Genomic DNA, 19852 nt, shown 5'->3' with positions numbered 1-19852 from the left:
TGACTGCCATGGACCCGACAATAATATTACTGGCCGTACTCGTCGCCATCTCGGCAGGAGCGCTCGCCTATGCCTTTCTTTTCCAGCAGATAGAGGTCGAAAAAAAGACCAACAACCGCTTCAAGCGGGTCCAGGCCGCCGAGACGGATCATACAAATATCAAAGCTGCACGAGACCGAGTCCAGGAACTTAGCAAACGCCGCAAATCCATGCAGGACAACCTGCGGGAAATGGAAAAGAAACAGAATGAAAAGGCGAAAAAAGCGAAGAATATCGGCCTGCGCGACAAACTGGTTCAGGCGGGACTGGTGCTTTCCGCTCGGCAATTCCATCTGTTGAGCGCCGGCGCGGCTGTTTTCTCTGCTCTCATGGCCCTTCTTTACGGCCTGTCGTTGCTTCTCGCTCTGCTCATAGGAATTGTCGTGGCGCTGGGGGTACCACGGTGGGCGTTGGCGTTTATTCTCAAGCGCAGGCAGAAAAAATTTCTTGAAGAGTTTCCAAATGCGCTTGATGTCATGTGCAGGTCGATCAAATCCGGCTTACCGCTGAACGACGCGGTACGACTGATCGCATCGGACGGCCAGGAACCGGTGAAAACGGAGTTTCAGCGCGTCGTCGATGCGCAACAGGTCGGCATCGGGATCCCGCAGGGGATCGAGCGTATGATGCTGACCATGCCGCTTTTTGAGGTAAGCTTTTTCGGCACGGTCATCAATATTCAAGCACAAGCCGGCGGCAACCTCTCGGAAGCGCTGTCCAATCTTTCAAAGGTCTTGCGTGACCGCAAGAAGATGCGCGCGAAGGTAAATGCCCTTTCGATGGAGGCGAAGGCTTCCGCAGTTATCATCGGCTCGCTGCCCTTCGTCGTCATGCTGCTGGTGCATTTCACATCGCCCGACTATCTGTCGGTACTTTTCACCGACTTGCGCGGCCACATTATTCTCGGAGCATCCGCGATCTGGATGCTGATCGGAATATTCATCATGCGCCAAATGATCAATTTCGATATCTAGGGGCGTGGTATGACAGGAAATCTTCTTTCTCGCCTGACTGACCCACAAACGATCATCGCTATTCTTGTGACGCTCGCTGTTTTTGCGACCTTTTATACCCTCATTATGCCGGTTTTTGAGCGGAAAGATTTCGCCAAGCGCATGAAAGCGGTATCATCGGAACGCAACCTCATCCGTAGCCGCGAGCGCGACCGCATGGCGACCGTCACCAGAGACGGCAAAACCTCCCTGCGAGGCAACAATAACAAATCCGCCCGCCGCATCGTCGAGAAATTCAACCTGCAAGAAGCGCTGGCCGATAAGAACACAATGAACAGGCTCCGGGCAGCCGGACTTCGTTCACAAAACGCGTTCAACACGTTCCTTGCCGCACGGTTTGTCTTGCCGTTTATTTTTCTGGCCATCGCCTTCACTTGGATCTTCATTCTCGGAAACCTCGCCGACAAAGCGTTTATCATCCGGCTAATGGCTGTGCTTCTTTTCGGTTATATCGGTTTTTACGCTCCCAATATTTACGTATCAAATCGCATGACCAAGCGTCAGGCATCAATCAAGCGGGCCTGGCCGGACGCGCTCGACCTCATGCTGATCTGCATCGAATCCGGGGTATCTATGGAAGCTGCCATGCGCCGCGTGGCGGAAGAGATGGGCGAGCAGTCACCCGAACTGGCGGAAGAAATGATGTTGACGACGGCGGAATTATCTTTCCTTCAGGACAGACGCGTCGCTCTTGAGAATTTCGGCACGCGTACCCAACTCGAAACCGTCAAAAGCGTGGTACAGGCGCTTATTCAGGCGGAGCGATACGGCACGCCGCTCGCCCAGGCGCTCCGCGTTCTCGCACAGGAAGGCCGCGACGAGCGCATGAATGAAGCCGAAAAAAAAGCTGCCGCGCTACCACCGAAACTGACTGTGCCGATGATCGTCTTTTTTCTGCCGGTACTGATCGCAGTCATTCTTGGACCGGCTATCATCCGCGTTCTGGACACATTCTGATAGAAAAATACCGCAAGGCGATTTGGGGCGATATTTGCGCCCCGGAGGCGACTGCTTGTCAGCCAGCCGCTGCACGCGGATGATCGAACGCATCAACCAGCCGGTTTGCCGTCTTTTTTCGCCAGCTGCTGCCAGGAGTTCTGCTGCGAAAGCATCGCACGCAGATAGGTGAGGTTCGCCTGTGCCTGCTGCGCAGAGAGTTCCTGAACCGCGATGCGTTCGGCCTCGGCAAAGCGGCCCTGAAGACCGACCACGAGCGCGAGGTTCTGGCGGACGCGGCTATCGGCGCCCGGCTGGGCGATGGCCGATTGCAGATATGTTTCGGCAGTGCGCGGATCGCTCGACAGGACATAGGACATGCCGAGGTTGGACAATACGCTCGGATCGTTCGGCTTCAGGTCAAGCGCCTGCCTGTATCGGGAACGTGCCTCGTTCGAGCGTCCAAGCTGATCGAGCACGGCACCCTCGGCGGAATATAGCCGCCAATCCGGCCGGTCCGGCGTCTGTGCCCGCTGGATGGTCGAAAGCGCCTGCTCCAGCTGGCCGGCGGCGGCCTGCGACTTGCCATAGGCCGCAAGGACATCGCGGTCGGCCGGATTGGCGATGGCGATCTGCTGCATGACGGCGAGAGCCTGTGTGTTCTTGCCGGTCATCATCAGCACGCTGGCATAATTCATGCCGACCGATTTATCCTTGGGGCTACGTTCATAGGCTTTGCCGGCGCTCTCTTCCGCCTGGCGAAGCTGCTCCATGTTCATGTTGTCATAGGAGCGTGTGGCGGCGGGAATGGAGCCGGTGGACATGCGATCCGGCTTGTTGGTGCTCGCGCACCCTGAAACCGCAAGAACCAATGCGGCAAGACATGCTCCCCGCAGCAACCCTGTCCGGCCTGTCTCGCCCAAAGAAAATGCAGTCATGGCAGCGCCCCCGCCCAAGAATGATCAATCTTGCGCCCGACAAACGACAGACTCACACGACGCAACTTTCGCTTAAGCAATAATCTGTTAACCCTAACAGAGCGTTAATCGCACCGATTCTCGACATTTACGGAAGCATACAATGGCGCCCTACCAGTTCATCGAACGCCCGACCCCCTTCAGCTCCAAGGCCGGCAGCACATTGCCGGTTTTCGCCGTCACGCCGGCCCATATCGAACAGGGTGCTATCGACCCTGTCGCACTGGACTGGGCAAAGAAGGCGGGGTTCAAGGCAGAGGCAGGCGCCATCCTGCTCGTTCCCTCCGCCGATGGTTCACTGGGCGGCGTGCTTCTCGGCCTCGGCGGCAATCCGTCCGAAATTCCCTTCATCACCGGGAAACTTGCCCGTGAGCTGCCGGAAGGCGAGTGGCATATCGAAACCGCACCGCTGACGGCAAATCGCCTCGCTCTCGGTTTCGGCCTCGGCAGCTATCGCTTCGACAAATACAAAACCACGAAAACCAGCGGGGCAAAGCTTCTCATTCCGCAGGATGCGGAAGACGGCGAGATCAAGCGCGTTCTGGCCGGCGTTTTCCTCGCGCGCGACCTCATCAATGTCCCGGCCAACGATATGGGGCCGGACGAGCTTGAGATCGCCTTCCGTGCGCTTGCCGCCCATTACAAGGCGAAGGTGAAGGTCACCACCGGCGACGATCTGCTCAAGGAAAACTTCCCGCTGATCCATGCCGTCGGCCGGGCCAGCGAAAGCGCGCCGCGGCTTCTGGAGATGAACTGGGGCAAGAAGGGCAATCCTCGCCTCACCCTCGTCGGCAAGGGCGTCTGCTTCGATACAGGCGGCCTCGACATCAAACCCGCCGCTTCCATGGCGCTGATGAAGAAGGATATGGGAGGTGCGGCCAATGTCCTCGGTCTTGCGCTGATGATCATGGATGCGAAGCTGCCGGTCGATCTTCGCGTTCTCGTGCCCGCTGTCGAAAACTCCATCTCCGCCAATGCTTTCCGTCCCGGCGATATCTACCGCAGCCGCAAGGGGCTCACCGTGCAGATCGACAATACCGACGCCGAAGGCCGTCTTGTTCTCGCAGATACACTAGCCTATGCGGACGAAGATGCGCCGGACCTGATGATCGACATGGCGACGCTGACGGGTGCTGCCCGCGTCGCGCTCGGCCCGGATCTGCCGCCCTTCTACACCGATGACGAGGATCTGGCGCATGATATCGCGGAAGCCAGCATCGATACGGACGATCCGCTGTGGCGCATGCCGCTCTACATGGGCTACGACAAGGATATCCGCTCACGCGCAGCCGATATCACCAACGCGCCTTCGGGAGGCATGGGCGGATCGATCACCGCCGCCCTGTTCCTGAAGCGTTTTGTCACCAATACCAGACGCTGGGCGCATTTCGATATTTACGGCTGGTCTCTGAGCGAGAGGCATCATTCATCGATCGGCGGGGAGGCGCAGGGTATCCGCGCACTATTCCATTACATCGCACACCAGTTCGCGAAGTAATCTGCTGATAAGTTCGGGCTTCCACGGGCGCTTCCTCAACAGAAGCGCCCGTTCTCAATTCAGAGCATTTCCGGACGGAAAACCGGGCTCCACTTTTCCTGGAAAAGCTTTAAACCAGAACCTTCTGTTCCTTGTGGTCCTCTTCACCAAAGAACTTCAGGTAACGCTCCACTTCGGCCGGGTCACCGGTTGCCTTTTGCGGATTGTCCGAGAGCTTCACGGCCGGACGGCCATTGGCGTCGCTGACCTTGCAGACGATGGAGATCGGCTTGAGGCTGGCGATGGTCTTCGGCGCGCAGCCGGCAAAATCATTCGTCAGATTGGTGCCCCAGCCGAAGCTCATGCGCACGCGGCCTTCGAAGTGCCTGTAGGTGTCGATAATGGCGTCGACATCGAGACCATCGGAGAAGATCAGCATCTTCTTGCGCGGGTCACGGCCCATCTTCTGCCACCACTCGATAATCTTTTCCCCGCCTTCGATCGGCGGCGCGCTGTCGGGGCGGAAACCCGTCCAGTCTGCCACCCATTCCGGCGCATTGCGCAGGAACGCGGCGGTTCCGAAGGCGTCCGGCAGCACGATCAGCAGGTTGCCGCCGTAAAGCCGGTTCCAGTCCTTCAGGACCTGATAGGGTGCTGCGGCCAGCTCCTCATTTGTTTGCGCCAGCGCCGCGACCACCATCGGCAGTTCATGCGCGTTCGTGCCCACGGCTTCGAGATCGGAATCCATGGCGAGCAGAACATTGCTCGTACCGGTAAAGGCAGGCCCGATGCCTTCCTTCAGCGCCTCGACGCACCAGCGCTGCCAAAGGAAGCTGTGGCGGCGGCGGGTGCCGAAATCGGAAATGCGCAAGCCAGGCAGCTCCCGCAGTCGTTCGACCTTCTCCCACATCTTGGCCTTTGCGCGGGCGTAAAGCACATCAAGCGTGAAATAACCGAGCGAGCGCATGGCGCTGCGCGAGCGCAGTTCGTTGATGATCGCGAGCGCCGGGATTTCCCAGAGCGTCGTATCCATCCAACGGCCATGAAAATTCAGTTCATATTGCCCGTCGCGCTTGAAAAGTTCGTATTCCGGCAATTGATAGCTCGAAAGCCAGGAGAGGAATTCCGGCTCGAAAATCTGCGAGCGGCCGTAAAACGTGTTACCCGCAAGCCAGATATTTTCTTTCTTGGAAAGACGCAGGGTGCGCGCATGATCCAGCTGTTCGCGCAACTCCATCTCGTCGATCTCTTCCGCCAGCCGCACTGTCTTCGTGCGGTTGATCAGCGAAAACGTCGCGTCGACTTCCGGATAGAGCTTCCAGATCATCTGCAACATCAAGAGCTTGTAGAAATCCGTATCAATCAGGCTGCGGACGATCGGGTCGAGTTTCCAGGTATGATTATGGACACGGGTGGCTATATCGGTCTTCGTCATACTCGCATTCCCCAATATCGGCCAAAGGTCAGAACAGCCGATGTCACTCCGCACCCCGGCAGGTATCAACCTGTCATGCGGAAAGATTTATCTGAAAAAGCGACAACAAGTCCAGAGCACTGGCCCGGCAAATGCCCGCCGCGACCGCCCGCGCATCGATTTTCCGAAGACCACAATGGGGTTTTCGGTCCGGTGTTCAAACATGCTGCTTCAAAAGGTCGGGTCTACGGGGTTTATGCCGGGATACCAGTCCTTGGAGACGGGATTTCTGCCGCCGAAACTGGAAATGCCGTTTTCGTCGGTGCAGCGATATCCCTGAACAGGAAGCCCACGGCTGCCGAAAACATCCCTGTAGGGACCTCGGGAATATCCGGTCACGCCGAGTGCGCTATGGCAGTTGTAGCGGACCTTTGGCTGCAGCGTGCGCGGATCCTTGACGCCGGGCAGGTTTGCATAGGCATCCGGAGCGGGGGCAAAACCGTTCTGGAAAACAGTCTGTGCCTGCGCCGACGCGCTCAGCAAAGCCGCCGTGAGGATCGCTGCCAATCGTGTCGCCGTTCTTGTCTTCATCGATGCCGGTCCCGTACCATCATTCAACCGATGTAGGCTGTCGGCGACCTCCACACAAAGGGCGTGGCAGGCACAATTTCGTGAAAGCCGCAGTCTCAGTCCTCCAACCGGCGGTAAGCAGTTGGCTTTTCATAAAGCCAGCCAATGCGCTCGATGGCCGCATCGAGATTTTCGCGTGCGACATTCATCGTATGGCCATTGGCATGGAGCAGCGTTTCCTCGTTTTCCATAAGGCCGACATGACCCTTCCAGAAGACGAGATCGCCGCGCCGCAATTCATCCCGCTCTATTTCCACGCCGAGCGACTTCACCTGCATGTCGGTATCGCGCAGGACCCGCCGGCCCGTCATGGCCATGGAAAGCTGCACGAGGCCGGAACAATCGATACCAAAACCGGAGCGGCCGCCCCAGAGATAGGGCGTTTCGATAAAGCGCAGCGCCACCGCCACATAATCTTCCTCAAGCGCCGCGTCGACGGCCTGGCAATGGGCAGCGATGATGCCTTCGCTCTTTTCGGTCAGCAGGTAACGGGTGCCGCGCGTCTCCGCTTCGCCGACGATGCGGATCAGGCTACCCATGGACAGCGCTGCGACCGGCGGTTTGCGCAATTCAGCGGCTGGGTAGAGAAAAGTGCGCGGTGCAATCACCCTATGGGTGGCGACAACGACATCGCCGATCGCCGTTTCCGGCACGTAACCGGCATACCCGTCCGCATCCGCCTGCACCCATGCCCAGCCGCTGGCCCTGTCGAAAACGCGGATGGTTTCGCCAAACAGCAACTCGGTATCGATGCCGGCGGCAAGATCGGGCGTCGGCCGCAGACCAGTAACCGGCAACACGATCTGGGCGGCCGTGCCGCTGACAAAACGTTCGGCCTGCACCACGCCCTGCAGTTTTTCATCGGCGAGGTCGGAGCGGAAGACATTCAGGCGGCGGTCGAGCATCATGGGTTTCACATCCAGAGGTTAGATCTTGCGCGCCTGATCAATAATCAGATCGCCGATTTTTTCCAGATAAAGCGCACCGGCCACCGTGCGTTTTATCACAACATTGCGCCTGTCCCGCTCATCCCGAACCCGATCGACCAGCCCGAGCGCGCCGAGACTGTCGAGCGCGCGGGTAATGACCGGCTTGGTGACCCCCAGCATGGCGGCAAGACCCCGGACAGTGTGCGGCGGCGGCACGAGATAAATCTGCAGCAGGATGGCGGTTTGACGCAAGGTCAAATCCGGCTGATCGTCAACGACCTGCGCCGTGGATACACGATGCCAGAGCCCCAAGGCCTCCGTGGGCGACAATTGTGCAGGCAAGCCGTGACCCTTCCAGTCGTTGTCCTACCGTTTTCATTCAACAGAGCGAAAAACTCAAGAACCATCCCGCACAAACAAAACCGCCGCACGGCGCAGATCCGAAAGATCGCGCGGCGCGGCGGCGTTTGTTGACCCGTTTTCGAGCCATAATGTCCCCTCTGGACTTGCAGAATGAGATGCAGGAAGCGTGCCAGTTTTGCTGCGGCGCACAAATATTCGCAAAAACAGAGACTTAAGGAGTATATTCTGCTTATGGCGAAATTTTCCGCAAAGAATTAATCGCAAGAAAAACAGGCAAAAAAGAATTTAATGCTTAAAAACTGCCTTCCGCCACGACAGCGGAAGGCAAGGACAATCGCGGATCAGATTTCCGCGCCGCGTGCGGCATCGACCGCATCGGCATTCTGCTGCCGGTTATAGCGGATCGACGACCAGAGCGAGATACCGATCAGGCCTGCACCGCCAAGGCCCGTGATGACCTCGGGTATATGCACCATGGTCTGCACGTACATGATGACGGACAGGATAAGGATCGCGTAGAAAGCGCCGTGTTCCAGGTAGCGATATTCGGCCAGTGTTCCCTTCTCGACCAGCATGATGGTCATCGAACGGACGTACATGGCGCCGATGCCGAGACCGATGGCGATGATGAAGAGGTTTTGCGTCAGCGCGAAAGCGCCGATCACGCCATCGAAGGAGAAGCTGGCATCCAGCACTTCGAGATAAAGAAACGCGCCGAAGCCGCCCTTTGCTGCACCTTCCAGCATTTCCTGGCTGCGGTCGAGAATGCCGCCAACGACTTCCACCAGCAGGAAGGTCAAAAGACCCCAGATCGCCGAATGGAAGAAGGTGTTGGCCGCTACCGGACCAAGCGCCGGATCATCGCTTGCGCCGATGATGCGGGAAAAGACCAGCATGACGACAAGCACGAAGGCGATCTCGATGCCCTTGACAGAGGAATAGATCGCCGCCTTTTCTTCGATCCAGCGCACCCAGTGCACGTCCTTTTCATGGTCGAAGAAGAAGTTGAGGCCGACCATCATCAGGAAGGTGCCGCCGAATGCCGCAATCGGCAAATGGGCGTCCTGCATGATTTCCGCGTAACGTTCCGGCTGCGTGGCCGCCATCACGATTGCCGTCCACGGGCCGACATTCGCGGCAACGACGACGATGAGCAGCGGGAAGACGATACGCATGCCGAAAACGGCAATCAGGATACCCCAGGTCAGGAAGCGGTGCTGCCAGACCGGCGTCATATCCTTGAGCTTGTTGGCGTTGACGATGGCGTTGTCGAAGGAGAGCGAAATTTCCAGCACCGCCAGAACGACGCAGATGAAGAAGATCGTCGCCGTGCCGCCTACCGTTCCGGTCATTTCCCAACCGAGATAACCGCCGAGGATCAAACCGACCACGGTGACGATAAAAGCCCATTTGAAGTAGGAAAGCGTTTTTTTCTGGGTGGCGCTCATGTCCGGTCGCCTCCCAAAACGAGGGCGTTTGCAGACCGACGCGGGGCGTCAGGCCGCACGCAGAAAGCACGCGCGCGAAGCACATTCAGGTTTTTCATAGTTTTTAATCCGCCGGCCAATTTTTGCAGGCGGTACCGACATCGCGAGAGCGCCGTAAAACTCTCGCCAGAGGGGCCCGGCACCTTTGTTTCCTCTGCCCTTGCGAGACAAATCATCGCAGGGCCCCTTCTTACTCCCTGAAGATCACGCCGTCGTCAAGTCCCGTGATTGTGACCAAAGATCAAACCTGCTCCGCAGCCAGTCTTTCGGCGGTTTCAAGGCGGCGCTTGAGCGTATTTTCGCGAAAGAAGATGTAAAGACCCGAAAGAACAATCAGGCCCGCGCCGACGACGATACTCGTCTGCGGCACATCACCGAAGAACAGCCAGCCGAAAATCACCGCCCAGAGCAGCAGCGTATATTGCAGCGGCGCGACGGTGGCGGCATCGGCGAGTTTAAGCGCCCGGTTGACCAGCACATGCGCCGCCATGGCGACGACACCGAGCAGGCCGAGGAAGGCCAGATCGAAACTGGACTGAACCGGCAGCCAGCCCGAAGGCGTGAGGAACACCGCGACAATGCCCGCAAGAGCCGCACCAATGATCTGCCAGAAGGCGAGCACCGTATCGGGCGTATTGCGCAGCTGGCGGCCGGACAACATCATGAAGGCGAAGGCGGCGCTGCCGAGGATGGAAAAGAGTGCGGCGGAGGTGAGGCTTGCCGAGCTGGGTTTGAGCGCGATGAGAACGCCGACAAAACCGATGGCGATGGCCGTCCAGCGACGCCAGCCGACCTTTTCTCCGAGCAGAAACGGCGAGAGCGCCGCCACGTAAATCGGAGCCGCAAGCCAATAGGTCATGACGTCAGCCAGCGGAAGAGACGCAACCGCGAAATAGAAACAGAAAAGCTCTGCGGTGGAGAAGAAGACACGCGCCACCTGAAGGCCGGGCCGCTCGATTTTCACGAGGCCGGAAAGGCCGGCTCTCCAGACGATCGGAACAAGGATGACAAGCGCTGCGGCGCTGCGGATGAGGATCACCTGACCCTGGCTATAGGTAGAGACGAGCCATTTTCCCATGGCGTCGTTCAACGCGAAAAGCAGCATTCCAAGCAGCATGACGGCCACGCCGAGGCCCGTCGGCGAAAGCTTTCGTATCATAGTCGACATGTCAGTTCCGATCTCCCAATGGTTGCATTGGTCGTCCAACCAGCCGTCCTTTGTCAAGCCCCGAACGGCCGGGTCCGTACAATTAATAGTACTAATATATCGGCATGCAGATATCAGGTGAAGATGCGCCGCTCTTCGGCCACGAGTTCCTGGAGAAAGTCGACCACCGTTCGGACCCGGACCAATTGACGGGCGGATTCGTGATAGGCCGTCCAGTAGGATCGGCTGATGGTGAGATGGGGCATGATCCGCAGAAGCTCGGGATATTGCCCGGCGATGTAATTATGCAGGATGCCGATACCCGCACCTGAACGTACTGCCTCGGTCTGACCGGTAGCGCTCGAGATTTCAAAGGCGGCATCCCAGTCACGCATGATCTCGCCGGTAAAATTCAGCGAGGGCGAGAAGATCAGGTCTTCCACATAACCGATCCGCCGGTGGCGCTTCAGCGCTTCAATATCCGCGGGCGTTCCATATTCGGCCAGATAATCCGCCGAGGCGTAGAGACCCAGCGAATAATCGGTGAGCTTTGAAAACATCAGCCTGCCCTGCTCCGGCCTTTCGATGGTGATGGCGATATCGGCCTCACGCTGCGACAGGGAGAAAGAGCGCGGCACCGGAACGAGCTGGATTTTCAGATCGGGATAACGCGCCGTCAGCCGGCCAAGTCGCGGCGCGAGGAAGGAAACACCGAGGCCATCTGGCGCGCCGATGCGCACCGTTCCCGCCACTGCCGTGTCGACGCGGCCGAGATTGGCCTGGGCGTTCAGCATTTCGGTTTCCATGCGCTCCGCCCCGGCAAGCAGACGCTGGCCTTCCTCCGTCAGCTCGCAGCCATTGGTGCTTCGCAGGAAGAGTTGCGTGCCGATCGCCGCTTCAAGTGCTGAAATCCGCCGGCTGAGGGTGGCGTGGTTGACGCCGAGCTTTCTGGCGGCGGAAAGAAACTGGCCGCTTCGTGCCACGCTTAGAAACAAACGCACATCATCCCAGTTCACAGCACTCTCCTTATGTGCATTTTTGCACAATGGATGCTTATTTCAGGCGATTGATTTGTGCAAATCGAAAGGTAATGCTGCGCCATCACATTCTGGAGGAAAACCCATGAAGGAAATCGGTCATTTCATTAACGGCAAGCATGTGCCCGGCACCAGCGGCCGCACATCCAATGTCTACAACCCGGCCACGGGGGAAGTGCAGGCGACTGTCGCACTTGCGAGCGAAGCCGAGCTGCGCGCCGCCGTGGAAAGCGCCAAGGCTGCGCAACCCAAGTGGGCCGCCACCAACCCGCAGCGCCGCGCCCGCGTTTTCTTCAAGTTCGTCGAACTTCTGAACCGCGACATGAACGAGCTGGCGGTGCTGCTCTCCAGTGAGCACGGCAAGACCGTCGAGGATTCCAAGGGCGATATCGTCCGCGGCCTCGAAGTCTGCGAATTTGTCTGCGGCATTCCGCATCTGCAGAAGGGCGAGTTCACCGAGGGCGCAGGTCCGGCCATCGACATGTATTCGATCCGCCAGCCGGTCGGCATCGGCGCGGGCATCACGCCCTTCAACTTCCCCGGCATGATCCCGATGTGGATGTTCGCCCCGGCGATTGCCTGCGGCAACGCCTTCATCCTGAAGCCATCTGAACGCGATCCGTCGCTGCCGATCCGCCTTGCCGAACTGATGATCGAAGCCGGTCTTCCGGCCGGTATCCTCAACGTCGTCAACGGTGACAAGGGTGCCGTCGATGCCATCCTGACCGACCCTGACATCGGCGCGGTCTCCTTCGTCGGTTCGACGCCGATCGCCCGTTACGTCTACGGCACCGCCGCCATGAACGGTAAGCGCGCACAGTGCTTCGGCGGCGCGAAGAACCACATGATCATCATGCCGGATGCCGATCTCGACCAGGCCGTGAACGCATTGATGGGCGCAGGCTATGGTTCGGCCGGCGAGCGCTGCATGGCTGTTTCCGTTGCGGTTCCGGTTGGCGAGGAGACGGCAAACCGCCTCGTTGAAAAGCTCATCCCGCAGATCGAAAGCCTGAGGATCGGCCCCTATACCGACGACAAGGCCGATATGGGCCCGCTCGTCACCAAGGAAGCGCAGACGCGCGTCAGGGGCCTGATTGACAGCGGCGTTGAACAGGGCGCGAAGCTGCTGGTCGATGGCCGCGACTTCAAGCTGCAGGGTTATGAAGACGGTTATTTCGTCGGCGGTTGCCTGTTTGACCACGTCACCCCTGACATGGACATCTACAAGACCGAAATCTTCGGACCGGTTCTGTCGGTCGTTCGCGCCAAGAATTACGAAGACGCGCTCGAACTGCCGATGAAGCATGAATATGGCAACGGTGTTGCGATCTACACCCGTGACGGCGACGCTGCCCGCGACTTCGCAAGCCGCGTCAACATCGGCATGATCGGCATCAACGTTCCGATCCCCGTTCCGCTCGCCTATCACTCCTTCGGTGGCTGGAAGGCTTCGAGCTTCGGCGATCTCAACCAGCACGGCACGGATTCGATCAAGTTCTGGACGAAGACCAAGACGATCACCTCGCGCTGGCCGTCGGGCATCAAGTCGGGTGCCGAATTCGTCATGCCGACGATGAAATAAACCGAAAAGCCGGCAATCGGAAAAAAGCCCCGCTGTTTTTGCAGCGGGGCTTTTTTGATTAAAAGAAAACCAAAATCATCAAGTTTTTCCTTCAAAATATTTCCACTTAAAGATGTTATGGCGTAAGACAGCCGTTGCGGCGTGGGGACGCCGCCAAACCGACGATAGCGGGGAAGCCTGCAACTCAATCTGCCCGGAGAGGGGCATGCCATGAGGGACCATTATGAGTGACATCTCTGTCAGCGTGGATCAGCGCGCAATCGAACGCGGCTCGTTCAGCGGAAATGCCAAGGAATATTTTGGAATCTGGATCGTCAATATTCTCCTGACGATCGTCACCATCGGCATTTATTCCGCTTGGGCGAAGGTGCGCCGCAAGCGTTATTTCAACGGCAACACCGTGCTGGCCGGCCGCGCTTTCGGTTACCACGCCACCGGCGGGCAAATCTTCAAGGGCCGCCTGATCGCCTTTGCCTTCATCGTCATCTCGCAGCTCATCGGTCTTATCCATCCGTTTCTGGTCTTCGTACCGGCAATCCTGCTGATGATCTTCTTTCCATGGCTGATCACGCGCAGCATTCGTTTCAATGCGCGGGTGACGAGCTATCGCAATGTGCGTTTTGATTTTGTCGGCACGGCGTGGGGCGCTTTTGTCTCCATCCTGCTTGGCAGCCTCGTTGCGTTCTTCTCCTTCGGCATTCTGGCGCCGCTGTCCAGCCGCTGGGCAAACCGCTATATTTTCGGCAACCTGCGTTATGGCGACCGCCCCTTCAGCGCCGACCCCAAGATTGGCAAGCTCTATCGCGCCTGGATCATTCCCGCGATCATGGTGGTGATCGGCGGCATCGTGGTCGGCTTCTTCGGCCTTGCAGCCTTTGCGGCGAACAGTGCGATGCTCGAGGACGAGACTACCGCCATGGCCACGGCGCTCGCATCGCTCTATGTGGGCGTTTTCGGCGCATTTCTGGTCTATGGCCTGGCCGGCGTGGTTTATCGCACCGGCGTTCGCAATGTCGTCATTTCCTCCATGCTGCTGGATGGAAAGCATGACCTGCACAGCGACCTGCATCGCGGCCGCTATCTCTGGATCGTCATCTCCAACCTGATCGTCACCGTTTTCACCCTTGGTCTGATGCGGCCGTGGGCGGCGGTGCGCGAAGCGCGTTATACCGTGGAGCGCACGGCAATCCGTTTCAACGGCGATGTGGGCGAGGTCCTCTCCTCGATGGAAGCAACGGGTGCCGCCGTCAGTGCCGAATATATGGATATGGAAGGTTTCGAATTTGGTTTCTGACACCGGAGAAACCGTTTCGGGCGAGTGGCATGCCGTTCGCTCCAACCTTTCCAGTGCCGCCAGGCTGAAGCTTGGCGGCACGGTCCTTCTCGTGCTCGATGCGAAGGACAACCACGTCAGAACCCAGGCCGAGATAAAAACGGTGGAGATCAGCCACCGGGTCGGCACCATCCCGCGGGAGTTGCATTTTCCCGACGGGTCGCTGTTCGAAACCCGCGACAATGACGGCGTGGACCGGCTGCTTGGCCAGCACATTACCAAGCGATCCGGTTTCGTGCACTGGCTGGAACAGTTTCGCCCGCGGCTGATCGGCATCACCGCCGCAGCCGTTCTTCTGGCTTACGGCACCTACAAGCTGGCGCTTCCGGCACTCGTGGAACTGGCGGTCGCGGTAACCCCGCCGATCGTTCCGCGGGTCATGTCGGCCAGTACCATGCAGGCCCTCGACCAGGCAGTCTTCTCTCCAAGCGAACTTCCCCAGGAAGAGCAGGACGCCATCCGCTCTGAATTTGCCCGGATCGCCGCCCATGCGGAAGGTTCGCCTGACGACTACAAGCTGAATTTCCGCAAGGGCGGTTACATCGGCCCCAATGCCTTTGCACTGCCGGATGGCACGCTGGTATTGACGGACGAGCTGGTGGAGCTGGCCGGCAACGACAGGCAGATGATCACCGGGGTTCTCGCCCATGAAATCGGCCATGTCGAATATGAGCACAGCCTGCGGCAGCTATACCGCGCCGCCGGGGTTGCCGGTCTTGTCATGCTGATTGCCGGCGATGTCGGTTCGGCCATGGAGGACATTCTTACCCAGGGCGGCGGCCTTCTGGCGCTATCGCACTCGCGCGATGCCGAGCGGCAGGCGGATCAGCGCTCCGTGGAACTGATGCGCAAGGCCGGGCTTGACCCCACTGCCATCGAACGCTTCTTCGCGCTGCTGGAAGAAAAACTGGGCGACAAGGGCGGCACCAGCATTGTCTCCACCCATCCCGGAACGCCGGAAAGGCGCAAGGCTATCCTCGACTACAACGCTTCACTGGACAACAAGCCGGCGGGTAACTGACCCGCCGGTATCCGGAAAACGGCGTCAGTTGGTCGGGCCGTCGTTGAAACCGACTTCATCCACCAGTTCGGATGCCTGCTTGCGACGGGCGGCGATGTCCGTCAGCGGCAGCTTGTCCGGATGGATGGGACCGAAACCCTTCACCACGTCGGAAGGCTCGGCACCGGGCAGCACCGGATATTCGAAGACTTGTTTAGCGTAAATCTCCTGCGCCTCGCGAGAGGCCAGGAATTCCATGAGCTTCAGCGCGTTGTCCTTGTTGGGTGCGTATTTCGTCAGCGCCATGCCGGAAATATTCACATGTGTGCCGCGATCGCCCGCATTGGGGAAGATCACCCGCACCGATCCCGCCCATTCCTTTTCTTCCGGTTCGCGATCATTGGTCAACATCAGGCCTACATAATAGGTATTGCCAAGCGCGATATCGCACTCGCCGGAAAAGATCGATTTCGCCTGGCTGCGGTCTGTTCCGTCAGGCTTGCGGGCGAGATTGTTCTTCAGACCCGTCAGCCACGTGCGGGTATAATCGACGCCGTGATGGGCGATCATCGAGGCGATCAACGCGATATTGTAGGAATGCTGGCCGTCGCGAATGCAGATCTTGCCCTTCCACTTGGAATCAGCAAGCTCCTCATAGGTAATGTCCTTCTGTGTCACCCGCTCCTTCGAAGCGTAGACAACCCTACCGCGCGTCGTGAGACCAAACCATTCGCCCTCGGGATCACGCAGGTTGGCGGGGATATCCTTTTCGATGACGGGATCGCCCAGAACCGGCTGGGTAACCTTGCCTTCCTTCGCCTCGACGAGGCGGGCGATATCAACAGTCAGCAGCACATCTGCGGGTGAATTGACACCCTCGGCCTGGATGCGTTCGACCAGCCCCTTGTCGAGGAAAAGTACATTCGCCTCTATGCCGGTTTCTTTGGTGAAGGCATCGAGCAGCGGCTGGATCAATTCAGGCTGGCGATAGGAATAGACGTTAACCTCCCCCTCTGCCAGAGCGGCGGGCGCGAAGGAAAGGATCGTCAGCCCTGAAAAAACGGCAGCGGAAAAGTATGATTTCAAGCTTGCCATTATGAATGCCTCCATTACATTCCAATTCTTGACTTGTTTGTTCATGAATCATCAGGACGGTCAACACGGCTGTTTAAGAAATATCTGATGGGTGCCAGTTTTTTCAGTTTCTGGAATTGTTCTAAACTGAAAAAGAGACTATATAACTCCACATTGAGAGTTAGGAGACCAGCATGCGCTTGACCAAACAGACCAACTATGCCGTTCGCATGTTGATGTATTGCGCCGCCAATGAAGGCCATCTGAGCCGCATTCCTGAGATCGCCAGAGCCTATGGCGTTTCGGAGCTGTTCCTGTTCAAAATCCTGCAGCCGCTCAACAAGGCGGGCCTGGTGGAAACCGTGCGCGGCCGTAACGGCGGCGTGCGCCTTGGCAAACCCGCTGAAAAAATCAGCCTGTTCGACGTGGTGAGAGTGACTGAAGACAGCTTCGCCATGGCCGAATGCTTCGAGGATGGCGCTGTGGAATGTCCGCTTGTGGACAGCTGCGGCCTCAACTCGGCGCTTCGCAAGGCGCTCAATGCGTTTTTTGACGTTCTGGCGGAATACTCGATCGACGATCTCGTCAAGGCCCGGCCGCAGATCAACTTCCTGCTTGGCCTGGACACGGAAATGCCGAAGGTCGCTGCCCTTCCGGCTGCCTGATCATCCCATTTCCTCCTCGGCAATTGTCATAGCCCGTGTCCTTGAGGTCACGGGCTTTTCTTTTATGGAAGACGCGCGAAATATAATATTTTTGATCCCGCGTGTTGACGTCGCGAACGGAAGCGGCGCATTTGGTCACGAGCTTTTTCAAGCAACCAATCAGCGTCGCAATGATCATCAAGCCTGAATTCCATACATTTGCGCTTACCGCGCTCATCGGCAGCATAGGTGCGCTGCTCGCCAGCCTCATCGATATCCCGGCACCCTTTCTGTCCGGCCCGGCGCTTGCGGTGACGATCACGGGGCTCGCCGGCATAAGGCTTGGCGTTCCCGCTTTCATCCGCAATGCCTGTTTCGTCGTCGTCGGCATTTCGATGGGAACGAGCGTGACGCCCTCCGTGATCGACGCCGCAAAGACCTGGCCCGTGAGCTTCGTCGTCGTGCTCGTCGCTGTCGTCATCATGCTCTATATCGCTTACTGGATCCTGCATTACGGCTTCGGTTACGACCGGACAACGGCGATGCTGGGCGCCTCTCCCGGTCATCTCAGCTATATCATCAGCCTTGGTGCCGAGACGAAAAGCGACCTTGCAACCGTCAGCATCGTGCAAAGTGTGCGGGTGCTGGCGCTAACACTTTCCGTGCCGCTGATTGTGGAATATTTCGATCTCGTCAGCACGGAACCGCTTGTCACCAACCCGCCAATGGGCCTGTTCACGCTGGCGCTGACCATCGGCGCCTCGCTTCTGACCGGCTGGCTTTTCCTGCGCTGGAAGTTTCCGGCCGCACTGCTGCTGGGCGGCGTCGCCATTTCCATCAGCACCCACATTACCGGCCTTACCGAGGGTGGTGTTCCCACCTGGCTCAGCCTGCCGGTTTACGTGCTGATCGGTTGCCTTATCGGCACACGCTTTTCGAATGTCTCGCTGATGGACGTGCGGAAAGGCTTTCTGGCGGGTTTCGTCGTCACAATCGCCGTGATGCTGATTGCCGGCAGCATTGCCTGGATGATTTCCGGTGTGACCGGCGTCCCGCTCAATGCCGTCATGATCGCCTATTCACCGGGTGGCCTGGAAACCATGGCGGCGATGGCAGTGATGATGCATGCCGATACCGCCTATGTCGGCTCCCACCACGTCATCAGGCTTCTCTTCCTCTCCGTTCTCATGCCGCTCGTCATGGGCAAGGATGCGCGCAAGCGGGACGACGAAGCCTGACGAAAGCGGCCATCGGCACCGACGGGAGCCATCGACGCGAAAATGCGGATGGCGTGCAACCTTTTTTCTTTCCGGTCGTTGATACTCCGCCGCAATTGCGGCGGCGATCTTTCGCCTGTTCGGCAGGCTGACCCACCGGAGGAACATTCATGAACCGCTTGATGACGTTGACGGGCGCCGGACTTGCGCTTGCCTTTTCTGTTTCCATCGCTCAGGCGCAGGTGGTGGTGTCGTCGAAGATCGACACGGAGGGCGGCGTTCTTGGCAACATCATTCTCGCTATCCTGAACCAGAACAAGATCGAAACGACAGATCGCATCCAGCTTGGCGCCACACCGGTTGTGCGAAAAGCGATCACCGCGGGCGAAATCGACATTTATCCTGAATATACCGGCAACGCCGCCTTCTTTTTCTCCAAGGCGGACGATCCACTCTGGAAAGATGCCGCCAAGGGTTATGAAGAGGCCAAAACACTCGATTACGATGCCAACAAGATCGTCTGGTTGACACCATCGCCGGCCAACAACACCTGGGCAATTGCGCTACGCAAGGATGTCGCGGACAAGAACAATCTGAAGACGCTTTCCGACTTCGGCAAATATGTTGCCGATGGCGGCGAGGTGGTCCTTGCCGCTTCTTCCGAATTCGTCAATTCCGCCGCAGCGCTGCCTGCATTTCAGACCACTTATGGCTTCACCATGAAGCCTGACCAGCTGATCACGCTTTCCGGCGGCGACACCGCGGCCACGATCGCCGCCGCCGCCAACCAGACGAACAACGCCAATGCAGCCATGGTCTATGGCACGGATGGCGGCATCGCCCCCTCCGGCCTTGTGGTGCTGGAGGACGACAAGCATGTGCAACCGGTCTATCAGCCAGCACCGATCATTCGCGAAGAAGTTCTCAAAAAGCACCCCAATATTGAGGAACTGCTGAAACCGGTGTTCGAAAAGCTCGATCTGGCAACGCTGCAGGATTTGAACGCCCGCGTGCAGGTGGGTGGCGAACAGGCCAAGACCGTGGCGCTCGACTTTCTGACCAAGAACGGTTTCGTCAAGTAACACTCGCGGCGCTGGAGCGGGCTTCGGGAACGGAAGCGTTCTCCTGGTCCCGCCCTAACCTAGGGGAGGGAAGCTGGATTTGACGAAATGGCCTGACAAGGTGGGCATACTGATTTCGTGCCTGCTTCTTTATGCGCTTTTTATATCACCCTTCATGACATTCCGCGCAAACCGGATCGTTCAGGGCGAAACAAGAACGGTCTTCGAAGCCCTTCCGGCTGCGGCTGCCGCCGTTCTCACCACCATCATTCTCCTTGCGGCTTTCATCGCATTTTTCCGCTTTCCCGCGCGATTGAAGCTCATAGTCGCGCTGGCCGGCCTTGCTGCACTGGCGGTTTTTGTCGGCCAGGCGGCGTCTTTCCTCACGCCGCAGGGTAATGGTTTTGCCCGGGTTTCGCCCGCCAGCGGTTTCTGGCTGATATTTGCCGGACTGGCTCTGCTCACCACGGATTGTATTGCCCGTCTCCAGCC

General features: G+C 58.3%; 18 protein-coding genes and 1 pseudogene. 10 read left to right on the top strand and 9 right to left on the bottom strand.

Features of this window, described 5'->3' with window-relative positions:
* Window positions 1–8: 8 nt before the first annotated feature.
* Both DA915_RS00790 and DA915_RS00785 read left to right on the top strand, forming a co-directional pair.
* Window positions 9–1013 carry a type II secretion system F family protein gene (locus DA915_RS00790; RefSeq protein ID WP_107674837.1) on the top strand — a complete coding sequence of 335 codons (1005 nt, stop codon included), beginning with the start codon at window positions 9–11 and terminating at the stop codon, window positions 1011–1013.
* 9 nt (window positions 1014–1022) lie between these two features.
* Window positions 1023–2009: a type II secretion system F family protein gene (locus tag DA915_RS00785; protein ID WP_107674835.1), complete on the top strand. Its 987-nt coding sequence runs from the start codon at window positions 1023–1025 to the stop codon at window positions 2007–2009.
* A gap of 92 nt (window positions 2010–2101) precedes the next feature.
* Here DA915_RS00785 and DA915_RS00780 read toward each other — a convergent pair whose 3' ends face one another.
* Complete coding sequence (locus DA915_RS00780) at window positions 2102–2812, bottom strand: tetratricopeptide repeat protein (protein ID WP_162709039.1); 711 nt, start codon at window positions 2810–2812, stop codon at window positions 2102–2104.
* A 256-nt stretch (window positions 2813–3068) separates the two neighbouring features.
* Between DA915_RS00780 and DA915_RS00775 the strand changes: the two genes are divergently transcribed.
* A complete protein-coding gene (locus DA915_RS00775; RefSeq protein WP_077998532.1) occupies window positions 3069–4463 on the top strand; it encodes a M17 family metallopeptidase in 1395 nt (464 codons plus the stop codon).
* A gap of 109 nt (window positions 4464–4572) precedes the next feature.
* On the opposite strand, the gene pncB is transcribed toward DA915_RS00775, so the two are convergent.
* The 7 genes from pncB to DA915_RS00740 form a co-directional block, all read right to left on the bottom strand.
* Window positions 4573–5877: a nicotinate phosphoribosyltransferase gene (gene pncB / locus DA915_RS00770; RefSeq protein ID WP_003507389.1), complete on the bottom strand. Its 1305-nt coding sequence runs from the start codon at window positions 5875–5877 to the stop codon at window positions 4573–4575.
* 210 nt (window positions 5878–6087) lie between these two features.
* Window positions 6088–6447 carry a hypothetical protein gene (locus DA915_RS00765; protein ID WP_031233701.1) on the bottom strand — a complete coding sequence of 120 codons (360 nt, stop codon included), beginning with the start codon at window positions 6445–6447 and terminating at the stop codon, window positions 6088–6090.
* A gap of 95 nt (window positions 6448–6542) precedes the next feature.
* Window positions 6543–7394 (bottom strand): C40 family peptidase, encoded by an 852-nt coding sequence (locus DA915_RS00760; protein WP_107674831.1) that lies wholly within the window; start codon window positions 7392–7394, stop codon window positions 6543–6545.
* Window positions 7395–7412: 18 nt separating this feature from the next.
* Window positions 7413–7757, bottom strand: a complete 345-nt coding sequence (locus DA915_RS00755; RefSeq protein WP_003507384.1) for a helix-turn-helix domain-containing protein — start codon at window positions 7755–7757, stop codon at window positions 7413–7415.
* Window positions 7758–8119: 362 nt separating this feature from the next.
* Window positions 8120–9226: a DUF475 domain-containing protein gene (locus DA915_RS00750; protein WP_003507382.1), complete on the bottom strand. Its 1107-nt coding sequence runs from the start codon at window positions 9224–9226 to the stop codon at window positions 8120–8122.
* A 280-nt stretch (window positions 9227–9506) separates the two neighbouring features.
* On the bottom strand, window positions 9507–10433 hold the full coding sequence (locus DA915_RS00745; protein WP_020809677.1) for a DMT family transporter: 927 nt from the start codon (window positions 10431–10433) through the stop codon (window positions 9507–9509).
* A gap of 113 nt (window positions 10434–10546) precedes the next feature.
* Window positions 10547–11428 carry a LysR family transcriptional regulator gene (locus DA915_RS00740; RefSeq protein ID WP_026363820.1) on the bottom strand — a complete coding sequence of 294 codons (882 nt, stop codon included), beginning with the start codon at window positions 11426–11428 and terminating at the stop codon, window positions 10547–10549.
* Between the two features lie 106 nt (window positions 11429–11534).
* On the opposite strand from DA915_RS00740, the gene DA915_RS00735 reads away from it, so the two are divergent.
* The 3 genes from DA915_RS00735 (at window position 11535) to DA915_RS00725 (ending at window position 15385) form a co-directional block, all read left to right on the top strand.
* Window positions 11535–13031 (top strand): CoA-acylating methylmalonate-semialdehyde dehydrogenase, encoded by a 1497-nt coding sequence (locus DA915_RS00735; RefSeq protein ID WP_020809675.1) that lies wholly within the window; start codon window positions 11535–11537, stop codon window positions 13029–13031.
* A gap of 223 nt (window positions 13032–13254) precedes the next feature.
* Window positions 13255–14325 carry a YjgN family protein gene (locus tag DA915_RS00730; protein ID WP_060722771.1) on the top strand — a complete coding sequence of 357 codons (1071 nt, stop codon included), beginning with the start codon at window positions 13255–13257 and terminating at the stop codon, window positions 14323–14325.
* On the top strand, window positions 14315–15385 hold the full coding sequence (locus tag DA915_RS00725) for a M48 family metallopeptidase (protein ID WP_107674829.1): 1071 nt from the start codon (window positions 14315–14317) through the stop codon (window positions 15383–15385). Before DA915_RS00730 ends, DA915_RS00725 begins: the two co-directional genes overlap by 11 nt.
* Window positions 15386–15409: 24 nt before the next feature.
* On the opposite strand, the gene DA915_RS00720 is transcribed toward DA915_RS00725, so the two are convergent.
* The gene (locus DA915_RS00720; RefSeq protein WP_035213122.1) at window positions 15410–16459 is read right to left on the bottom strand and encodes a Fe(3+) ABC transporter substrate-binding protein; all 1050 of its coding nucleotides are present in this window, start codon (window positions 16457–16459) and stop codon (window positions 15410–15412) included.
* 173 nt (window positions 16460–16632) lie between these two features.
* Between DA915_RS00720 and rirA the strand changes: the two genes are divergently transcribed.
* The 4 genes and pseudogenes from rirA to DA915_RS00700 form a co-directional block, all read left to right on the top strand.
* Entirely contained in the window at window positions 16633–17103 is a 471-nt protein-coding gene (gene rirA, locus DA915_RS00715; protein WP_003507367.1) for an iron-responsive transcriptional regulator RirA, read from the top strand.
* A 170-nt stretch (window positions 17104–17273) separates the two neighbouring features.
* Window positions 17274–18320: an AbrB family transcriptional regulator gene (locus DA915_RS00710; RefSeq protein WP_107675120.1), complete on the top strand. Its 1047-nt coding sequence runs from the start codon at window positions 17274–17276 to the stop codon at window positions 18318–18320.
* A 149-nt stretch (window positions 18321–18469) separates the two neighbouring features.
* Window positions 18470–19381 (top strand): ABC transporter substrate-binding protein, encoded by a 912-nt coding sequence (locus DA915_RS00705; protein ID WP_003507364.1) that lies wholly within the window; start codon window positions 18470–18472, stop codon window positions 19379–19381.
* Between the two features lie 79 nt (window positions 19382–19460).
* Window positions 19461–19852 (top strand): annotated as a pseudogene (locus DA915_RS00700) (ABC transporter permease); the annotation flags it as partial.

This window comes from Agrobacterium sp. LAD9 (genome assembly GCF_003031125.1).
In the GTDB taxonomy this organism is placed as follows: domain Bacteria; phylum Pseudomonadota; class Alphaproteobacteria; order Rhizobiales; family Rhizobiaceae; genus Agrobacterium; species Agrobacterium radiobacter.
This window is presented reverse-complemented; position numbering and strand designations above follow the sequence as displayed.

What these genes read in the sequence shown, in the direction of transcription:
- rirA (WP_003507367.1), top strand. Translation starts at nt 16,633, where the DNA reads ATGCGCTTGACCAAACAGACCAACTATGCCGTTCGCATGTTGATGTAT.
- DA915_RS00720 (WP_035213122.1), bottom strand. Translation starts at nt 16,459, where the DNA reads ATGGCAAGCTTGAAATCATACTTTTCCGCTGCCGTTTTTTCAGGGCTG.
- DA915_RS00765 (WP_031233701.1), bottom strand. Translation starts at nt 6,447, where the DNA reads ATGAAGACAAGAACGGCGACACGATTGGCAGCGATCCTCACGGCGGCT.
- DA915_RS00775 (WP_077998532.1), top strand. Translation starts at nt 3,069, where the DNA reads ATGGCGCCCTACCAGTTCATCGAACGCCCGACCCCCTTCAGCTCCAAG.
- DA915_RS00790 (WP_107674837.1), top strand. Translation starts at nt 9, where the DNA reads ATGGACCCGACAATAATATTACTGGCCGTACTCGTCGCCATCTCGGCA.
- DA915_RS00785 (WP_107674835.1), top strand. Translation starts at nt 1,023, where the DNA reads ATGACAGGAAATCTTCTTTCTCGCCTGACTGACCCACAAACGATCATC.
- pncB (WP_003507389.1), bottom strand. Translation starts at nt 5,877, where the DNA reads ATGACGAAGACCGATATAGCCACCCGTGTCCATAATCATACCTGGAAA.
- DA915_RS00710 (WP_107675120.1), top strand. Translation starts at nt 17,274, where the DNA reads ATGATCATCAAGCCTGAATTCCATACATTTGCGCTTACCGCGCTCATC.
- DA915_RS00750 (WP_003507382.1), bottom strand. Translation starts at nt 9,226, where the DNA reads ATGAGCGCCACCCAGAAAAAAACGCTTTCCTACTTCAAATGGGCTTTT.
- DA915_RS00705 (WP_003507364.1), top strand. Translation starts at nt 18,470, where the DNA reads ATGAACCGCTTGATGACGTTGACGGGCGCCGGACTTGCGCTTGCCTTT.
- DA915_RS00730 (WP_060722771.1), top strand. Translation starts at nt 13,255, where the DNA reads ATGAGTGACATCTCTGTCAGCGTGGATCAGCGCGCAATCGAACGCGGC.
- DA915_RS00760 (WP_107674831.1), bottom strand. Translation starts at nt 7,394, where the DNA reads ATGATGCTCGACCGCCGCCTGAATGTCTTCCGCTCCGACCTCGCCGAT.
- DA915_RS00735 (WP_020809675.1), top strand. Translation starts at nt 11,535, where the DNA reads ATGAAGGAAATCGGTCATTTCATTAACGGCAAGCATGTGCCCGGCACC.
- DA915_RS00780 (WP_162709039.1), bottom strand. Translation starts at nt 2,812, where the DNA reads ATGTCCACCGGCTCCATTCCCGCCGCCACACGCTCCTATGACAACATG.
- DA915_RS00745 (WP_020809677.1), bottom strand. Translation starts at nt 10,433, where the DNA reads ATGTCGACTATGATACGAAAGCTTTCGCCGACGGGCCTCGGCGTGGCC.